The sequence below is a fragment of the Almyronema sp. genome (genome assembly GCF_052168255.1).
Taxonomy (GTDB): domain Bacteria; phylum Cyanobacteriota; class Cyanobacteriia; order Phormidesmidales; family Phormidesmidaceae; genus Sphaerothrix; species Sphaerothrix epifaneia.
This window is the reverse complement of sequence record NZ_JBQLZL010000039.1, coordinates 119,183-134,955: the sequence shown is the minus strand read 5'-3', so window position 1 is coordinate 134,955 and position 15,773 is coordinate 119,183. Positions and strand designations below refer to the sequence as shown.

Annotated in this window: 18 protein-coding genes; 5 read left to right on the top strand and 13 right to left on the bottom strand. The window is 53.4% G+C overall.

What is annotated here, in order from left to right; all coding sequences use genetic code 11:
- Window positions 1-211 precede the first annotated feature (211 nt).
- From hypE to ACTS3T_RS09210, 4 genes are read right to left on the bottom strand one after another with little or no spacing between them, the layout of a single operon-like run.
- Window positions 212-1,252 carry a hydrogenase expression/formation protein HypE gene (gene hypE / locus ACTS3T_RS09225; RefSeq protein WP_377967683.1) on the bottom strand — a complete coding sequence of 347 codons (1,041 nt, stop codon included), beginning with the start codon at window positions 1,250-1,252 and terminating at the stop codon, window positions 212-214.
- Window positions 1,215-2,360, bottom strand: a complete 1,146-nt coding sequence (hypD, locus tag ACTS3T_RS09220) for a hydrogenase formation protein HypD (protein WP_377967681.1) — start codon at window positions 2,358-2,360, stop codon at window positions 1,215-1,217. Before hypD ends, hypE begins: the two co-directional genes overlap by 38 nt.
- A gap of 6 nt (window positions 2,361-2,366) precedes the next feature.
- Window positions 2,367-5,150: a bifunctional acetate--CoA ligase family protein/GNAT family N-acetyltransferase gene (locus ACTS3T_RS09215; protein WP_377967679.1), complete on the bottom strand. Its 2,784-nt coding sequence runs from the start codon at window positions 5,148-5,150 to the stop codon at window positions 2,367-2,369.
- Window positions 5,151-5,195: 45 nt separating this feature from the next.
- A complete protein-coding gene (locus ACTS3T_RS09210; protein ID WP_377967677.1) occupies window positions 5,196-5,996 on the bottom strand; it encodes a DUF6816 family protein in 801 nt (266 codons plus the stop codon).
- A gap of 197 nt (window positions 5,997-6,193) precedes the next feature.
- Here ACTS3T_RS09210 and trmB point away from each other — a divergent pair, with 197 nt between their 5' ends.
- Window positions 6,194-6,895, top strand: coding sequence for a tRNA (guanosine(46)-N7)-methyltransferase TrmB (gene trmB, locus ACTS3T_RS09205; RefSeq protein WP_377967685.1), 702 nt, complete (start codon window positions 6,194-6,196; stop codon window positions 6,893-6,895).
- Here the strand turns inward: trmB and ACTS3T_RS09200 are convergent.
- Both ACTS3T_RS09200 and ACTS3T_RS09195 read right to left on the bottom strand, forming a co-directional pair.
- Complete coding sequence (locus ACTS3T_RS09200) at window positions 6,825-7,166, bottom strand: hypothetical protein (protein ID WP_377967675.1); 342 nt, start codon at window positions 7,164-7,166, stop codon at window positions 6,825-6,827. The two genes, trmB and ACTS3T_RS09200, sit on opposite strands and share 71 nt — an antisense overlap.
- A 37-nt stretch (window positions 7,167-7,203) precedes the next feature.
- Window positions 7,204-7,536 carry a hypothetical protein gene (locus ACTS3T_RS09195; RefSeq protein ID WP_377967673.1) on the bottom strand — a complete coding sequence of 111 codons (333 nt, stop codon included), beginning with the start codon at window positions 7,534-7,536 and terminating at the stop codon, window positions 7,204-7,206.
- A gap of 34 nt (window positions 7,537-7,570) precedes the next feature.
- On the opposite strand from ACTS3T_RS09195, the gene ACTS3T_RS09190 reads away from it, so the two are divergent.
- A complete protein-coding gene (locus ACTS3T_RS09190; RefSeq protein WP_377967671.1) occupies window positions 7,571-8,587 on the top strand; it encodes a LysR family transcriptional regulator in 1,017 nt (338 codons plus the stop codon).
- Between the two features lie 50 nt (window positions 8,588-8,637).
- Here the strand turns inward: ACTS3T_RS09190 and ACTS3T_RS09185 are convergent, their stop codons facing one another.
- The 4 genes from ACTS3T_RS09185 to recF form a co-directional block, all read right to left on the bottom strand.
- The gene (locus tag ACTS3T_RS09185; protein ID WP_377967669.1) at window positions 8,638-9,510 is read right to left on the bottom strand and encodes a M56 family metallopeptidase; all 873 of its coding nucleotides are present in this window, start codon (window positions 9,508-9,510) and stop codon (window positions 8,638-8,640) included.
- 1 nt (window position 9,511) lies between these two features.
- On the bottom strand, window positions 9,512-9,931 hold the full coding sequence (locus ACTS3T_RS09180; RefSeq protein ID WP_377967667.1) for a BlaI/MecI/CopY family transcriptional regulator: 420 nt from the start codon (window positions 9,929-9,931) through the stop codon (window positions 9,512-9,514).
- A 22-nt stretch (window positions 9,932-9,953) separates the two neighbouring features.
- A complete protein-coding gene (locus tag ACTS3T_RS09175; RefSeq protein ID WP_377967665.1) occupies window positions 9,954-10,277 on the bottom strand; it encodes a hypothetical protein in 324 nt (107 codons plus the stop codon).
- A 97-nt stretch (window positions 10,278-10,374) separates the two neighbouring features.
- A complete protein-coding gene (gene recF / locus ACTS3T_RS09170; RefSeq protein WP_377967663.1) occupies window positions 10,375-11,502 on the bottom strand; it encodes a DNA replication/repair protein RecF in 1,128 nt (375 codons plus the stop codon).
- A 336-nt stretch (window positions 11,503-11,838) separates the two neighbouring features.
- Between recF and ACTS3T_RS09165 the strand changes: the two genes are divergently transcribed.
- Together ACTS3T_RS09165 and ACTS3T_RS09160 are read left to right on the top strand one after the other, a co-directional pair.
- Window positions 11,839-12,432, top strand: a complete 594-nt coding sequence (locus ACTS3T_RS09165) for a sulfotransferase family protein (protein ID WP_377967661.1) — start codon at window positions 11,839-11,841, stop codon at window positions 12,430-12,432.
- Between the two features lie 178 nt (window positions 12,433-12,610).
- Entirely contained in the window at window positions 12,611-13,231 is a 621-nt protein-coding gene (locus ACTS3T_RS09160; protein WP_377964247.1) for a hypothetical protein, read from the top strand.
- Window positions 13,232-13,452: 221 nt separating this feature from the next.
- On the opposite strand, the gene ACTS3T_RS09155 is transcribed toward ACTS3T_RS09160, so the two are convergent.
- Together ACTS3T_RS09155 and ACTS3T_RS09150 are read right to left on the bottom strand one after the other, a co-directional pair.
- A complete protein-coding gene (locus ACTS3T_RS09155) occupies window positions 13,453-13,908 on the bottom strand; it encodes an Hsp20/alpha crystallin family protein (protein ID WP_377964245.1) in 456 nt (151 codons plus the stop codon).
- A 238-nt stretch (window positions 13,909-14,146) separates the two neighbouring features.
- A complete protein-coding gene (locus tag ACTS3T_RS09150; RefSeq protein WP_377964243.1) occupies window positions 14,147-14,305 on the bottom strand; it encodes a hypothetical protein in 159 nt (52 codons plus the stop codon).
- Between the two features lie 34 nt (window positions 14,306-14,339).
- Between ACTS3T_RS09150 and ACTS3T_RS09145 the strand changes: the two genes are divergently transcribed.
- Window positions 14,340-15,284 carry an NAD(P)-dependent alcohol dehydrogenase gene (locus tag ACTS3T_RS09145; protein WP_377964241.1) on the top strand — a complete coding sequence of 315 codons (945 nt, stop codon included), beginning with the start codon at window positions 14,340-14,342 and terminating at the stop codon, window positions 15,282-15,284.
- Between the two features lie 69 nt (window positions 15,285-15,353).
- On the opposite strand, the gene ACTS3T_RS09140 is transcribed toward ACTS3T_RS09145, so the two are convergent.
- Window positions 15,354-15,767, bottom strand: coding sequence for a hypothetical protein (locus ACTS3T_RS09140; RefSeq protein ID WP_377964239.1), 414 nt, complete (start codon window positions 15,765-15,767; stop codon window positions 15,354-15,356).
- Window positions 15,768-15,773: the final 6 nt, after the last annotated feature.

Genomic DNA, 15,773 nt, shown 5'->3' with positions numbered 1-15,773 from the left:
AGCTGATTTGTAATCAGCCGGTCGCAAGTTCGAGTCTTGTCACCAGCTTTTGAGTAAAACGGCCAAAACTCTTTCTAAGGAAATGGGTTTGGCCGTTTTGCTTTTGGTTGCCTCCAAAGGCAATTGAGGCTTTTTTGGTAGAGACATCTGCGGAACGAAAGGCTTGCAGCCATTGGTCGCTGTCGCCACCAGCGTTAAGACCCTTCAATATCTAACAAATGCGGGGAAGCTGTTCGCCACTGAGCAGGTCTAAAATTCGGGCGGCACCGATTTGGCTGTTGAGGGTTACTCGTCCTAGCGATCGCGTACTTTTGCCTGTCACTTGTCCGATCGCGCAGGCTTGAGGATGATAAGTTTGCAAAATCGCCAAGGCAGCGGCGGCGGCGGCGGCGGGCACAAAGGCTATAAAGCGGCCTTCATTGGCCACATACAGCGGATCAAAACCCAAAATTTCGCAGGCTCCCTGAACGTCTTCCCGCACGGGAATGGCGGTTTCTTCAATGGCGATCGCCATTTTGGCTTCACTAGCAATTTCATTCAGGGCGCTGGCTAGCCCGCCGCGTGTAAGATCTCGCAGGCAGTGCAGAGGAATGTCGGCTTGTAGTAAATCTAGAATGGGGGCTGAAACAGGTGCAGAATCGCTGGCGATCGCCGTTTCAAACGCCAGACCTTCGCGCACAGCCATAATAGCAATGCCATGACGACCAATATCCCCACTGAGCAAAACTACGTCACCTGGCTCAAGGGCGTCGGCAGCAATGTCTTGATCATGCTCAATTAGACCAACGCCAGCCGTATTGATATAGAGTCCATCGCCTTTACCACGATCGACCACCTTTGTATCGCCAGTAACGATCGCGACCCCTGCCTGCTGCGCTGCCTGCTGCATCGACTGCACCACTTGCCACAGGGTCGTCATCGGCAACCCTTCTTCTAAAATGAATCCGGCACTGAGGTAGAGGGGACGCGCCCCACTCATGGCTAGATCGTTGACGGTGCCGTGAACGGCCAGTGAGCCAATATCGCCACCCGGAAAAAACAGCGGCTGCACCACGTAGGAATCAGTGGTAAAAGCCGCTTTAGCAGTGGGGATCGGTAAAACGGCGGCATCGTGCGATCGCTCAGCGCCAAACGTAGCCAAAAACATTTGGTGGATGAGTTGATGCATGAGCCGCCCACCCCCGCCATGCGCCAGTTGCACCGTGGGATAGTGTTCAAGCGGGATGGGGCAGGTGAGGCGAAAATTCATCATAGGGGCGAGAAAGGCGCTGACGATAACGATAATAAGCGGCACAGGCTCCTTCAGACGATACCATTGGGGCACCGAGGGGATGTTCGGGGGTGCAGCGGCTACCAAAAACGGGGCAGTCGTAAGGCTTTTGGTGACCCTGCATAATTTGGCCGCTGATACACTCAGTTTCAGTTGCGAGGGGCGGCGCGATCGCGCTGAGCTGGGGGGCAAAGCGTTGGCTGGCGTCAAACTGGGCATAGGTAGAACGCAACGCCAAACCACTTTGGCCGATCGTACCCATCCCGCGCCAGCAGCGGTCAACCACCTCAAATACGGTTTGCATCAGCTGTTGGGCTGGTTTATTGCCCGATCGCCGGACTGAGCGGGCGTATTGATTTTCGCAAGCTGCCTGTCCGGCTTCTAGTTGGGCTATGCAAAGGTAGACACCCTGCAAGATGTCAACTGGTTCAAAGCCCGTCACGACAATCGGTACCTGATAGGTTTGGGCGATCGCTTCGTAAGCGGTGTAGCCCATCACCGTGCAGACATGACCTGCGGCTAAAAATCCCTGTACCTGACAGTGGGGCGCTGATAAGATCGCCGCCATCGCGGGGGGCACCAAAACATGAGACACCAGCATAGAAAAATTCTCAATCCCCTGCTGGGCTGCTTGATAAACCGCCATTGCCGTAGCGGGTGCTGTGGTTTCAAAGCCAACAGCAAAAAAGACCACCTGGCGATCGCGGTTGGCTTGAGCCAGTTGCAGGCAATCCAGCGGTGAGTAGACGATACGGACATCAGCGCCAGCGGCTTTGACGCTGAGGAGATCTTGCTGACTACCCGGAACCCGCAGCATGTCACCAAAGGAGCAAAAAATCACTTCTGGCAGACGCGCCAAGGCGATCGCCTGATCGATTAGCTCAATGGAGGTAACGCAGACGGGGCACCCCGGCCCATGAATCAGGGTAATTTCAGGGGGCAAGAGCTGATCAATGCCATATTTGACGATGCTGTGGGTTTGGCCGCCGCAAATTTCCATCAAAGTCCAGGGACGGCTAATCAGGGCTTTGACCCGCTCAGCATAGGCTTGAGCCGTGTCAGCCCGACGATATTCGTTTACGTATTTCATCACAGGCTACGACGTTTTAGAAAGCTGAATCTCGGCTTTGACCCAGTCGGGGCGGCGCTGCACAGTAAAGCCGACCTTTTCGGCTACTCGCTGCATGGCGCGGTTTTCAGGCAAAATTTCGGCAGTGATGCGATCGAGTCCTTCGTCGTCCCCAATTTGTACCAGCCGCCGCAGTAGCTCTGTGCCTAATCCTTGCTGCTGATGGCGATCGCTAACCAGCAGAGCAAATTCAGCTTCATTGACGCCGTGCAGCTTGCTGAGGCGACCAACTGCCCAAATTTCGTGTTCGCCCGTGACGGGATCTTTGTAATCGGCAACTAGCGCCATTTGCCGATCGTAATCGATGAAACAAATGCGCGTGAGGCGATCGTGGGCGACACGGTGGCTCAGCTTCATCAAGTGAAAATAGCGGAAATAAACGCTTTGCTCCGAGAGGGTTTGGTGAAATTGCACAATTAGCGGTTCGTCTTCCGGGCGAATGGGGCGAATGACGATGGCATTGCCTTCAGGAGACTGCCAGGTCTGGCGGTACTGGATGGGGTAGGGGCGAATAGCCAGCTTGGGCAGTTCGGCGGCGGGTAGGCTAGCGTCGTGGAGAATGACGCGGGCATCTAGGGCAAGCAGAGAAGGGCCGGACGTATCCATCGGCAAGGCCAGCAGCGGGTTAATATCGATTTCGCGAATGCAGCGCTGCTCTACAATTAGCTGGCTAAAGCGCACCAAAAGCTGCTCCAGCGCTGATAGATCCACAGCCGCTCGTCCGCGTACACCTTGCAGGGCTTGATAAATCTTGGTTTGCTCCATCAGCCGTCGAGCCAGGGTGCTGTTGAGCGGCGGCAGGGCAATCGCGCGATCGCGAATGACTTCAATCAGTTGGCCTCCCGTGCCAAAGACCAGCACTGGGCCAAATTGGGGATCAATACTGCTGCCAATGGTTAGCTCATAGCCGCCATCCCGGAAAATCATCGGCTGAACCGTCACCCCCAAAAAATCGGGACTGTTTTCGCCAACGTTACGAGCGATCGCTTGGTACGCCTGCCGAACTGAATCAGGATGGCCGAGATTAAGCTGCACCCCGCCCACGTCAGTTTTGTGGGTAATGGTTTCGGAATGCAGTTTGAGTACAACCGGGTAGCCCATAGCGTTAGCAAACTCAACCGCTTCAGCTTCGCTATGGGCTATGCGAGTTTCAATGGTGGGAATGCCGTAAGCGGCTAAAAGCTGTTTAGACTCGGCCTCAGTCAGCAGATTGCGGCCTTTTTGCTGAGCCGTTTGCAGCAAATCTGCTGCGATCGCGCGATCTGGCCCCCCAGACTCCCAATCTTCTCGTAAAATCGGCGTTTCGTAGATGCCCTGCAGGTTGTAGCTATACTGCCACATCAGATTAAACAGCCGCGCCGCCGAGTCTGGATAGGGATAGGTGGGAATTTGGCTGCGGTTGAGCATGGCTTCGCCCGCTGCTACCGAAGATCCCCCCATCCAACTGGCCAAAATGGGTTTGTTTTGGTTGGGCGTATTTTGTAGCTGATCAACCGTAGCCTTCAGCCGTTCAGCCGTTTGAGTGGGATCGGTCATGGCTTGAGGCGTCAGGATCACCAGCAGGCCATCGCTGTTGGGATCTTGTACAGCAATCTCTAGCGCCTGCGTATAGCGCTGGGGGTCAGCGTCGCCCAAAATATCAATGGGGTTGCCGTGGCTCCAGTGAGGGGGTAAAACCTGGTTGAGCTGCGTCACCGTTTGGTCTGCCAGCGTGGCTAAATGCCCCCCTGTGGTGACTAAAGCATCCGTTGCCAGTACCCCTGGCCCTCCCGCATTGGTAATGATGGTGAGATTTGGGCCTTGTAAGCGATAGTGACGCTTGGCCAGCACCTCAGCCATGTTAAACAACTCAGAAATACGGCTAACGCGCAGTACGCCACACCGCTGAAAAGCCGCTTCTAAGACCGCATCGCTGCCCGCCAGTGCCCCGGTATGAGAAGCGGCAGCCTGTGCTGCCGCCTCACTTCGACCTGCTTTGATCAAAATAATTGGCTTGGTCAGAGCCACCTCACGCGCAGCGGAAAGAAAGGCGCGGGCATCGCCAATTGACTCCATGTAGATGACGATGCTTTGGGTGTGGGGATCATCACCTAGGTAGTAAATCAAATCGCCCCAGCCCACATCCAGCATCGCCCCAATGGAAATAAAAGCACTAAAGCCGACATTTTCTGGCAAGCTCCAGTCCAACACTGAAGTACACAGGGCACCACTTTGGCTGATAAAGCCCACATTTCCCGGACGAGCCATTGTGTGGGCAAAGGTGGCATTGAGTCCACTGCGGGGATTCATTACGCCCAGACAATTAGGGCCAATCAGCCTCAAGGGGCTATGCCGAATCTGTTCGCGAATTTTGGCTTCTAAGGCCATACCTGCTGGGCCGATTTCTCGAAATCCGGCTGAAATCACAATCGCCCCTTTAACGCCGAGGGCGACACAGTCAGCAATGACTTCGGGCACCGTCACCGCAGGCGTGGCGATAACAGCGAGGTCGATAGGTTCTGGTACTGAGCGCAGGTCTGGGTAAGCTTTGACGCCTAAAACGCTTTTGCGTTTAGGGTTTACCGGAAAAATTGTGCCGCCGAAAGGGTTACTTAAAAGATTCCATAGCAGCGTGCGGCCAACGCTGTGGGGACGATCGGACGCCCCAATGACGGCAACCGTTTGGGGTGAGAAGATGGCCTGGAGCGGCTGGCGCTCGGAACCTAAGATATCGTAGGCCGGATCGGTCGTGGGTTTGATCGGGTTCAGCATGGAGACACCTCGTAGAGATGCAGCAATCTGCATCTAACTATTGAGCTATTGAGAAACCGGATGAAATTCAAGCCGATAGCGGTATAGAGCAATGGGGCGATCAATCGCCTTAAAGTAGTCGGGATCTTGGGGTGACAGATAGATGGCAGTCACCTGGTCAGCGGCGATCGCCCCGGCTTCGGTTGGCAACTGGGTATACGCCGTGGTCGTTTCTACCTCATTTAAATAGGGACGCGGCGAACCTCGAAAAATCTGCTGAAAAATTTCCGAAGTGATAAAGCGATCGCTTCGGGGTCGTTCAGTGGCACGCTGGCTGACGGTTGAAACTAACTGGCGATCGCCGCTGAGCGTCGTTACCTGCCGATTGGGGTTATCGGGATCAACGTAGACCGCCTTAACGGCTGTTTCGCCTAAATAGGCTTTAGCTAAATTCAAACCGTTGAAAGCCCGATCGGCAATGATGTTAGCCATTGGCCGCACCACACTGGGGACAAAGCGACTGCGCGATCGCGGCGACTGCCTGACAAAGCGCACCTGGCAAACAATTGGCTGGCCTAAAAATTGACGGTTGCTTTCAAAGCCAGGGCTAACGATTTCAGGGGCGAGGGGAGCCACCAAGTCAACCAGCGTGCTGGTCATTTGCCAGGTGCCAACCATCCAGTCTGGGTAGATTAAATCATCTATGGCGGCCTGAACGGGTGGTTTATCCGTCCAGTTGGGGAACTGCGCCAGCCGATCGCTCAGGCTAGCGGCGATCGCCTCGGCGCTGCACAGCAGCCACACCAGTAGTAGCAGGGTTAGCCAGATGAGTTTGGGTCGCAGTTGTTTGCGCAGCCAGCGGTTCATTCAAGATCTGCAATGAGACGGTTCAAAGCGGTTGCCATTGAAGCGGCGGCCATCGTCAAGAATTTAACCGATAAACCTAGTTAAACAATAAGCCATCTCGCCAGAAAATCAATGGCTATTGCAACACCTGCGCGTAGACGCCGACCGCTACGCTAGAGTATAAGCCTGAAATTTTAGGAGGTGCTTGCTTCGTGGCTGTGGTTCGTCGAGTGCGCCAGCATGTCAATCCGCTTAGTAACAAATATCAAACGCCCAAGACGGTTGCTGACTGGGGGCAAATTTTTACGCGCCTGGATCAGCCGCTACATCTCGATATTGGCTGTGGGCGTGGCTTTTTTCTGCGGCAAATGGCTCAGCTGCAGCCGGATTGGAATTTTTTAGGCTTAGAAATTCGCCAACCGCTGGTAGAACAAGCCCTGCAATGGCGGGATGAACAGCAAATCCAAAACCTGCACTTTGTTTTTTGCAACGCCAATCAGTCCCTGCGATCGCTCTTTGCCAACTGGCCACAAGTGCCTTTACAACGAGTCACTATTCAGTTTCCCGATCCCTGGTTTAAAAAGCGGCATCAAAAGCGGCGGGTTGTGCAGCCAGCGTTGATTGCAACTTTAGCCGAACTGATGCCCGCCAATGCAGAGGTAGTGCTGCAGTCAGATGTAGAGGCGGTTGCGACTGAGATGACCGAGCGCTTTGCCGAACAGCCTGCCTTTGTGCAGCAGCCAACGGGCTGGCTAGCGGCCAGCCCCTTTTTGGCTCAAACCGAGCGAGAGCAAATGACGCTGGCTAAAGGCCAGCCTGTCTTTCGCAGTTTGTTTTTGCGGCAAGCCGCTACAGACAGCGCACTAACTGCGGCTGAGAGCGAATGGTGCGACCCTGCTGACGGGTTTCAAACTGTCTAAATTCACCTAGCGTTGGCTGACCATACTCGTCTAGACCACACAGCGCTGTGCCCGTACGAAATCGATGAATCCGGTTGACGCAATTGCGCTGAATCAAAGGTTGAGGCGTTTGAGTAGGGGTGGCGCTAGCGGGATGCTCAACGTTGGGCTGAACGAAGCTGCTGCGGCAGGTTTGAAAGCGTCTGGGGACGTCTTCGGCGGCAGCGGGCAGCGACCCAGCGGCTACCAACAAGAGCAGGCTGCACTGGCTGAGAAGCAAAAGCTTTTTCATGGGGCAGGCTCCAAGGGCATCTATGTCTACTCTAACGTTAATCAATCCGGCGGGATGAACCAGGGTAGAGATGCCAGCGTTGTTCTAACCAGCACCGAATTTCAGCTTCAGTAACGGCGTGGATCGATCGACCCGAAACGGGATCGTGGCCATGCCACCAGATCCTACCGTCGCGATCGCGAACCTGCCAGATTTCGACATCAGGCGATCGCCAGCAGGTGCTTTGCAGCCACTTAACGAGAGAGCGGCACCCAGCGCCCAGGTATTTTAGCCCGCTATAAAGCTTGATTCGCCAGGGATCGAGCTGAACCCGTGGGGGATCAATGAGTTCTAGCCGCCGATAGTCGCTTGGGCTTAGGGGTGGTTTCATCGGGTATCCCTCCTGTTTCAGCCACCTTAGGAGAATGGCGACCGTTAAACCAGCAGCGACTTCCATCGCATCTATTAAGTTCTTTGATAGATTACGGGTTGGTTTACCGCTACGCTTGAGCGCAAGCCAAGCCACCACTGCCGCAATGGGCTATCTTCAGCAAAATCTAAAATTTTCTCAACTGCAAGCGCTCATTGCGGTAGCCGACAGCGGCAGCTTTAGCGAAGCGGCTTTGCAGCTTGACCTGTCGCAATCCGCCATCAGCTACGCGATCGCTACTTTAGAAGCCGAACTTGGGGTTGTGCTGGTATCGCGAGGGCGCTACGGTGCCCATTTGACCCCAGTGGGTGAGCAAATTGTTAACCGCTCCCGCCAGATTACTTACCTGATGGAGGACATCACCAAACAGGCCAATTTGGCGAAAGGTCTGCGGGGTGGGCAAATCCGCATTTCTGCTTTTCGCAGCGCTGCCACCCATTTGTTGCCAGAGGTGATTGCTGAATTTTGTCGGCGGTATCCAGCGATCGCCGTTCGTTTGAGCGAACACGACGATAGCCCTCAGGTAGAAGACGACTTGCGCCAGGGACGGGCGGACATTGGGCTAACCTACTTACCCACAGAGCCAGTGTTTGAGCATTGGGAATTGCTACAAGACGAGTTTGTGGTGCTGCTGCCGCCGCAGTTTGAACGGGTTAAAGCGCTCGACTGGTCGATGCTGACGCAGCATCCGCTGATTATGGCTCCGGTGGGGGATGTTTGCGATGCCATGGTTTATGCCCACTGTGCCCAGTATGGGGTTGAGTTGCAGCCGACCTATCAGGTGCGATCAGATGCCACGATTGTTAACATGGTGGCTCAAGGCTTAGGTGCAGCCATTAGCCCCCGCCTAGCAGCGGAACCGATCCCGGCCACGGTGCAGGTGTGTAGTCTGCCCGTGCCCCTCTGGCGTAGCATCCGCGTCACCATTTTTGCCGATGCCATGCTCACCCCTGCCGCTTTTACCTTTATTGATTTACTCAAAGCCCAGCTAAAGAAACAGCCTGAGCCGTAAACGGTGCTAGGGCTTGGCTAGGTGTCGCGCTTGTGTTAGCCCCCAGCCGCTTAAAACGTGTGAAAAGGAATGGTTAACAGCGGTAAGCCAATCGCCAAGCGGCAAAACCAAAGCCAGGGAAAATGAGCAGGGCCTTCTGCCATACCCTCTAGAGGCAAGTCACGCATCAGGGCGTCAATCCGCTCTTCTAGCCGCTCAACCTGGGTGCGATCGGTCAGCAAAGCCCAGCAATCGCCAGGTGGAGCCACTGCGGCTTGCGCCACCTGCACCAGCGACTCAGCCAATAACAGCGGATCTATGCGGTTAGCTGCCCAGCGATCGGCTCGCAGTTCGCGGAGAAAAATTAGCTCTTGCCAGAGCGCTTCTGTCTGAGGTAGCCAAGTTGTCAATCGCCGCACCCCGCCCAGCCAGAAAAAGCAGACCGTGTCGTGGTAGTAGCGGTGGGCGGCTTCATGCGCCAGTACGGCTTCTAGCTGGGCAGCGCTGAGCGTATCTAAGAGTCCTTGGCTGACAACCAGTTCTGAACGCCAGAGGCCAATTTGAGCCGCAAATGGCACGGCTGTTTCTAGCTGACGTACCGGATTTTTTTGTAGCGTTAGCCGCGGTAAGCGCCGCACTTGTTGCTGCGATCGCCCACTTTGCCAACCCAGATAAGCAAACAGCCCAACGGTAACGGCGACAATGGCAGCCGCTAACCCGTAACCCACTTTGCCAACAGGTGCCCCTAGCATGTGGCCGTGACTGCCCATGTACAACACGGCTAGCGCAGTAAAGGCGATCGCTAAGGGCGGTAGCAAAAAGTTTGCCAGCGTTAACTGCCAGCGTCCATTCCAAGCGCGATCGCCCATTGGCATTAGCTGTGACAAGCCGACTCGTAATACCAACGCCAGCGCGATCGCCAGTAACAACAATACACAGTGCATGTTAGCGACCCTCCCGATGGCGACGAGCCGTTTTGAGGCGTTGCATAATGGCTTCTAGCTGGTTGATGCTGGTGGCATCTAGCTCATCCGCAAAGGCCGCAACAATATCAGGATTGCCCACTGCGAGAAAAGCTTTGAGCTGATGATGAGCCTGTAGCGCAGTGGCCTCTTGCTGAGAAATTAGCGGCTGCCAGACAAAAGAACGTTGTTGCCGCTGCCTTGCCAGCCACCCTTTTTCAGTCAAGCGGTTGAGCACCGTAGTAACGGAGGCGCAGGCCAGTTCGCGATCGGGATCAGCCAAAATCTGCTCGTGAATTTCACGGGCTGTAGCCTGACCCCGCTGCCACAAAATTTCTAAAATTTCAGTTTCAAGGGAGCCTAAAGACAATCGCTTGGGCTGCCGGGAAGGAAGAGGAGCCATGGGCAAAACGCTGTGTAACCGTCTAAAACGAATGATCCCCGTGACCGTCAGGTGACCTCTCTGGCGCAGGGGCTTCTACAGGATGAACATGCGGTCTTAAAAGCCCCATGGTTTGCTGGCCGAAGCTAGCAACTCCCATTGAAACCAGCCCCAAGGTGGTAATTCCCATCGAAACCAGGCCAATGGAGAAAACCCCCATTGAAATTACCCCTACTGAGATAATGCCATGGGTTGAAACGCCAATGGCAACTAGACCATGAGCCGAAATGCCAATCGCCACCCGACCGTGAGCCTCAATGCCAACGGAGAGCCACTTTCTCTGCTTAAGTTTTTTGACAGAATCCACAATTTTTGCGCGCCAGATGACCGCTTTACTTTAGGTAGCCAAGGTCACTTTGTCAAAAGACAGCGTGTAAAAGTTCGCGATCGCAGCGGCGGCAGCGCTAGGGATTGATCAGCGTTCCAGCTTGGACTTGCAAAATTTGAGAGGAGTTGAGCCATTGGGCATCAAAAGAACCGAGATGCGTGGTGGTAATCAGGGTTTGAAAGCGGTCTTGAATGGCCTCAAGTAGCTGATTTTGGCGGTTGAGGTCTAGTTCGGCCAGAACGTCGTCGAGCAGCAAGAGCGGCGGTTCGCCAACCACCGATTCAATTAGCTTTAGCTCTGCTAGCTTAAGCGAGAGTACCAGGGTGCGCTGCTGGCCTTGAGAACCATACTGGCGGGCGGGGGTATGGTTGATGGTAAATTCGATGTCGTCGCGATGGGGGCCAACTAAAGTCGTGTGCTGGTGTTGCTCTGCGATCGCCCGTTGCTGAATTTTGTCTAAAAAAGCTTGTTGAACAGCGGCGGGTTCACCTTCGGTTAGCGGCACGCTGGGAGCATAGCGAATTTGTAAGTCTTCGGTGCTACCGCTGATGGCGGTGTGCCAACTTTGAGCCAGAGGGGTCAGACGCTTGAGCACTCGCGATCGCCGTCGAATCACCCTAGAGCCTAAGGTGGCTAGCTGGGCATCCCAAATTGCCAATTGGGTGGCATCGACCGCTGCACTGCTGTTGTCTTTTTCGCCCCATTGCCGTAGCAGGGCATTACGCTGCTTCAAAACAGTTGTGTACTGCTGCAAAATGTAAGCATAAATTGGCTCTAGCTGCATCAAGAGCGTGTCGATCCAGATGCGGCGCTCACCGGGGCCACTGCGGACGAGATCGAGGTCAAGGCTAGAAAACTGCACCGCATTCAGGTGGCCGAGAAAATCCATTTGTCGGCGCAGCTTTTCGCCATTCAGCATAGCGGTGCGGCGGCTACCGCTGCGCAAAATCAAGGCCATTTCTGCTAGCCCTAGCTCTCGTTCTAGGGTGGCGGAGATTTGACCAAAGGCGTTGCCATCTTGAATTAAATCGCGATCGCGGCTGGTGCGATGTGACTTTAACGTGGCTAATAGCTCAACGGCTTCTAACAGATTAGACTTACCCTGAGCGTTATCCCCCACCAAAATAGTTTTGGGCGCACAAAACTCAATTCGCTGATCGCCGTAGTTCCTAAAGTGCTTGAGATGCAGCGTTTTGAGATACATGAACGAGCAATTAAAGACGGCGAATCCTTGAGTTCAGGCAGTTGCTTGCCAGCAGTCATCATGCATTGCTGAGGTGACGCTGAAACTACTCGTTCTTCATTATGACGGGTTGTTTTGACGGTAGCTTTGAGCACACGATCCCCCTCGCCGCCAAATGGCTCAAACCGGGCAGACAGCTACCGCGCCGATACTGGCGACAACGCCCTGCCTGAACAGCCAAGGGTGAGAACTCGGAAACCAGCCGATGATCTATCGCCAGGTAGAAATGATCGCCAGTGCCTGAGCAAAAACGTTAGACCATTAGTAAAGTAACCTGTTTTAGCGGGGAATCGGTTGATGCTAAAAGTTATCGGGGCTGGCCTAGGCCGTACAGGCACAAAATCACTCAAGCTGGCGCTAGAGCATTTGCTGGATGAACCCTGCTATCACATGGTTGAACTGTTTTCTCATCCAGAACATCTGCCGCTGTGGCACGCCGCTGCTCAAGGAGAAACAATTGACTGGTCAGCTATCTTTGCAGGCTATAGTGCGGCTGTAGATTGGCCAACGGGTGCTTTTTGGCCAGAGTTAAGCGCTTTTTATCCTGAGGCGTTGATTGTACTTTCGGTTAGACCGGCTGAGGCTTGGTGGCGCAGTGCTAGCGCCACCATTTTTCCTAAAATGCGTGAGGCCGAAGGAGAGTGGCGAGCGATGATGAGCGAATTGTTAAAAAACAGGTTTACCCTAGCGACCACTGACCGAGCTGCCTGCATCGCTGCTTTTAACCAGCACAATCAGCAAGTCCGTCAGGCTGGTTTGGGGGACAGATTGGTGGAATGGCAAACAGGCGATGGCTGGGAGCCTTTGTGTCAGGCTTTGGGGCTACCAGTGCCGTCAGCGCCGTTTCCCCATGTCAACTCAACTGAGGCATTTTTGCAAGATCAGGGCTAAAGTCAGGGCGATCGCCTGAATAGCCACCTGAATAAACCTGAATTCTGCCGCTAACAACCTTACCGCTTAGAGCGTAGCTCCTGAGTTTTCTGTATCGACGCAACTATCCCAAAAAGGTCATCTTTAGCTTATCGATGACTTATCGGTTATTCCCCCCATCATCCTGGAGAAGTTGGTCATGAAGGCATCTATCTGGTTGGCCCCGGCGATCGCTTTGCTACTTTCACAAACGGCAATGGCTCAAACTGAACCGACTGTGCCCCCCTCGGCGGTCGAGCCGACAGCTTTAGCCTCAGTCCTCACCGAATATGAAGCCATTCTGGTCAAAGTGCTACAAACGGCTGAATATGACCTTAGTGCTGCGGATGGGGCTGCTATACCCATTACGCTCTATCTGGCTCAGCCCATTCTTTATCAAGGGAATGTGGCGATCGCTGCAGATTGTCCAATTGCGGCGCGACTGGTTCCTTCCGAATCGGGTGTCCAAATTGTGACTGAGGCGATTTTGGTGGATGGTCAGCTCATCCCCTTACAAGCGACCAGTGCTATCGTCCCGCCGAGCCGCATTGAAGTAGTGCCACCGCCTGAAGCACAACCTCGCTCTGCTCCGCTCCCCCCTTCGCTCTATACCTTAGGCAACTCTCTAGGCGGTAGCAATGAAAACGGCTTGGTAATTATGGGACAGTTTGCCGAATTTTTGTTTGATGTCTTTTCTGCTGACGAAGACAGCGATCGCGTGATTATATCGTTAGCGCCTGGTAGCCAATACGTTTTACAACTGACGCCTACAGCCCTATAGCCTATTTCACGGTTGCAAGTTATCGCTAAAGCCAGAATGCTAAAGCCAGAAAGAAAGATTTTCTATGAAAGGCTTTGAGCAATTTAAGCGTCTCAACGCTGATGGCTATAGCTAGATAACGGCTAGAAAGACGGTAGAAACTTGGCAAAAAGGCCCGAACATAGATGTTCGGGCCAAATATTAGCTAACTAGCGCTGAGTCAGCTTTGATCGATTCGTTAACTAAGCGGTGACATCGCCAATATTAACTTTAACGATTTTGTTTTTTTCTTCTTCAGCTTTAGGCAACGTCAAGTGCAAAATGCCATCTTTGTAATCAGCTTTGACCTCAGTATTTTGAATGCGGCTGGGCAAAGAGATAGCGCGTTGAAACTTACCATAGCGAAACTCAGTTCGCTTAACGCCATCTGTTTCTGATTTTTCTTCAGACTTGCGTTCACCGCTAATAGAAACGGTATCGGCAGTAACTTCGATATTGAGGTCTTTAGCGTCAATACCGGGAATTTCAAGTTTGAGGTGAACCGCTTCGTCTGTTTCGCTTAGCTCGGCAGCCGGAACGTTGGCAAAGCCAGCAAAGTCATCAAAAGAAACAGGAGATAGCGCATCTTCAAACATCCGGTTCATGCGACGCTGAAGGGTATCAATTTCGCGCCAAGGATTGAGACGAACAAGAGACATAAACTTTCCTCCTGTAAGATAATTGTTGACTACTTCAGGTGTTTTCTATTTCTCTGCCTTACGCTTTTCATTGTAAGCACTGGATCAAAACAGGTATTTCGGTTTTAGCTACCTGATGAATGGCGTTTTACCGTACCTCTGAAGTTGCGCTTGCGCAAAGCGCAAAAGTCAGTTTTCTCTAAAACAGGGGTCTGGATTGGGCAAGTTTTAGGTAGCTCTCCTTTAAAGAGTATTTGTCTTAAAGTTTTTGGTTGGGAAATGGCTGGTTTTGAAATTGCCGCGATCGCTGGCTGGTTAGAAAGACGGGTTGAAAAGATCCGTCTTGGGGCTGAATTTGTGCGATTGGGGCGATCGCTTTTGTCATTAGGCCACTCAAGGGAGCCGCTAAAGGAGACAATACAAGAGCCTCTATTCAGCGGTATTTGCTGGGCATGAAAGCGATCGCAATTAATCAATATGGTTCTGCCGACGTGTTGGAATACCTTGAGTTGGCCGAACCCACCCTCAAAGCCAACGCGCTAAAAGTGAAAGTCCAAGCTGCTAGCATCAATCCTGTAGACTGGAAAGTTCGCCAGGGGACGCTGAAGCTTCTGTCTGGTCGTAGCTTTCCTAAGGTTTTGGGTAGTGACCTAGCAGGCGAAGTGGTGGCTTGTGGCGATCGCGTCACTTTGTTTAAGCCCGGTGATGAAATCTATGCGTTTCTTAATCCGCTAGCGGGGGGAGCCTATGCGGAATATGCTGTCGTGCCGGAAGCAGTTGCCTGCTTTAAGCCGAGAAACCTGACCTATGCCCAAGCGGCGGCGGTTCCCTTAGCGGCCACCACGGCGCTGCAAGCACTGCGGGATTTGGCTAACCTGAAAGGATCTCAGACTGTTTTGATTAATGGGGCTTCTGGTGGAGTTGGTAGCTTTGCAGTGCAAATTGCCAAAGCCTTTGGCGCAACGGTAACGGGCGTCTGTAGTCGTCGCAATTTTGAGCTAATGGAAGCGCTCAACTGCGATCGCATGATTGACTACACAGCCGAAAATTTCACCCAGCATACCGAGAAATATGACCTGATTTTTGATGCGGTGGGTCAGCAGACTTTTCGCCAGTGCAAACCAGCCCTGAACCCTGGCGGACTCTACATCACCACCTTGCCCAGCCCGCCAACCCTGATTCAAGCGGCTCTCACCAGCGTTTTACCCGGTAAAAGCTGCAAGCTTGTCATTGCTCAGCCCAGGGGCATTGACCTGGCTTACCTGCAAAGCCTAATTGAAACAGAGCAGGTTAAACCTGTTTGCGATCGCGTTTTTCCCCTAGCTGAAACCGTAGCCGCCCACCGCTACAGCGAAACGGAGCGCGCCGTCGGCAAAATTATTCTGACCGTTGCCTGAAGACTGTCTTCAGCACAAGTTCAACTAGCTGACAGAAAGCCGCTGCCCTTTGCCTTTAGCTGTAACCCATCAAATTTCCAGTACACAGGTGGGCAAACTTCCTAACTCTTGTAACCTGGCAAACGTGGCTAGCACGCCCTGCACGCCGCCTGTACTCTTTAGATTGGCTGCTTGCTCTAGGGTGGCAAATTCTTGCGTATTAATCGGTCTGACCACACCTTCTAAGCGAACTGTTTTGGCGATACCCAAAGCCGCATACTCAGCCGCCAACGCATGAGCCGCTAGCCAGCGAACCTCGCCAAAGCGGTAGGGAAGCATGACTATGCAAGGTGTTTTGTCTTGCAGCAGCGTTTCTAAAAGGGGCAAAATTCTGGCATCGCCACTGGGGTACTGCGCCAGATCTTTAAGAGCAGAGGTGCGTAGGGTCACCTCTTGGCTTTGCAAGTTCGCTGCTAGCTGATTAAACTCATCATCCATGAACATGCCGTT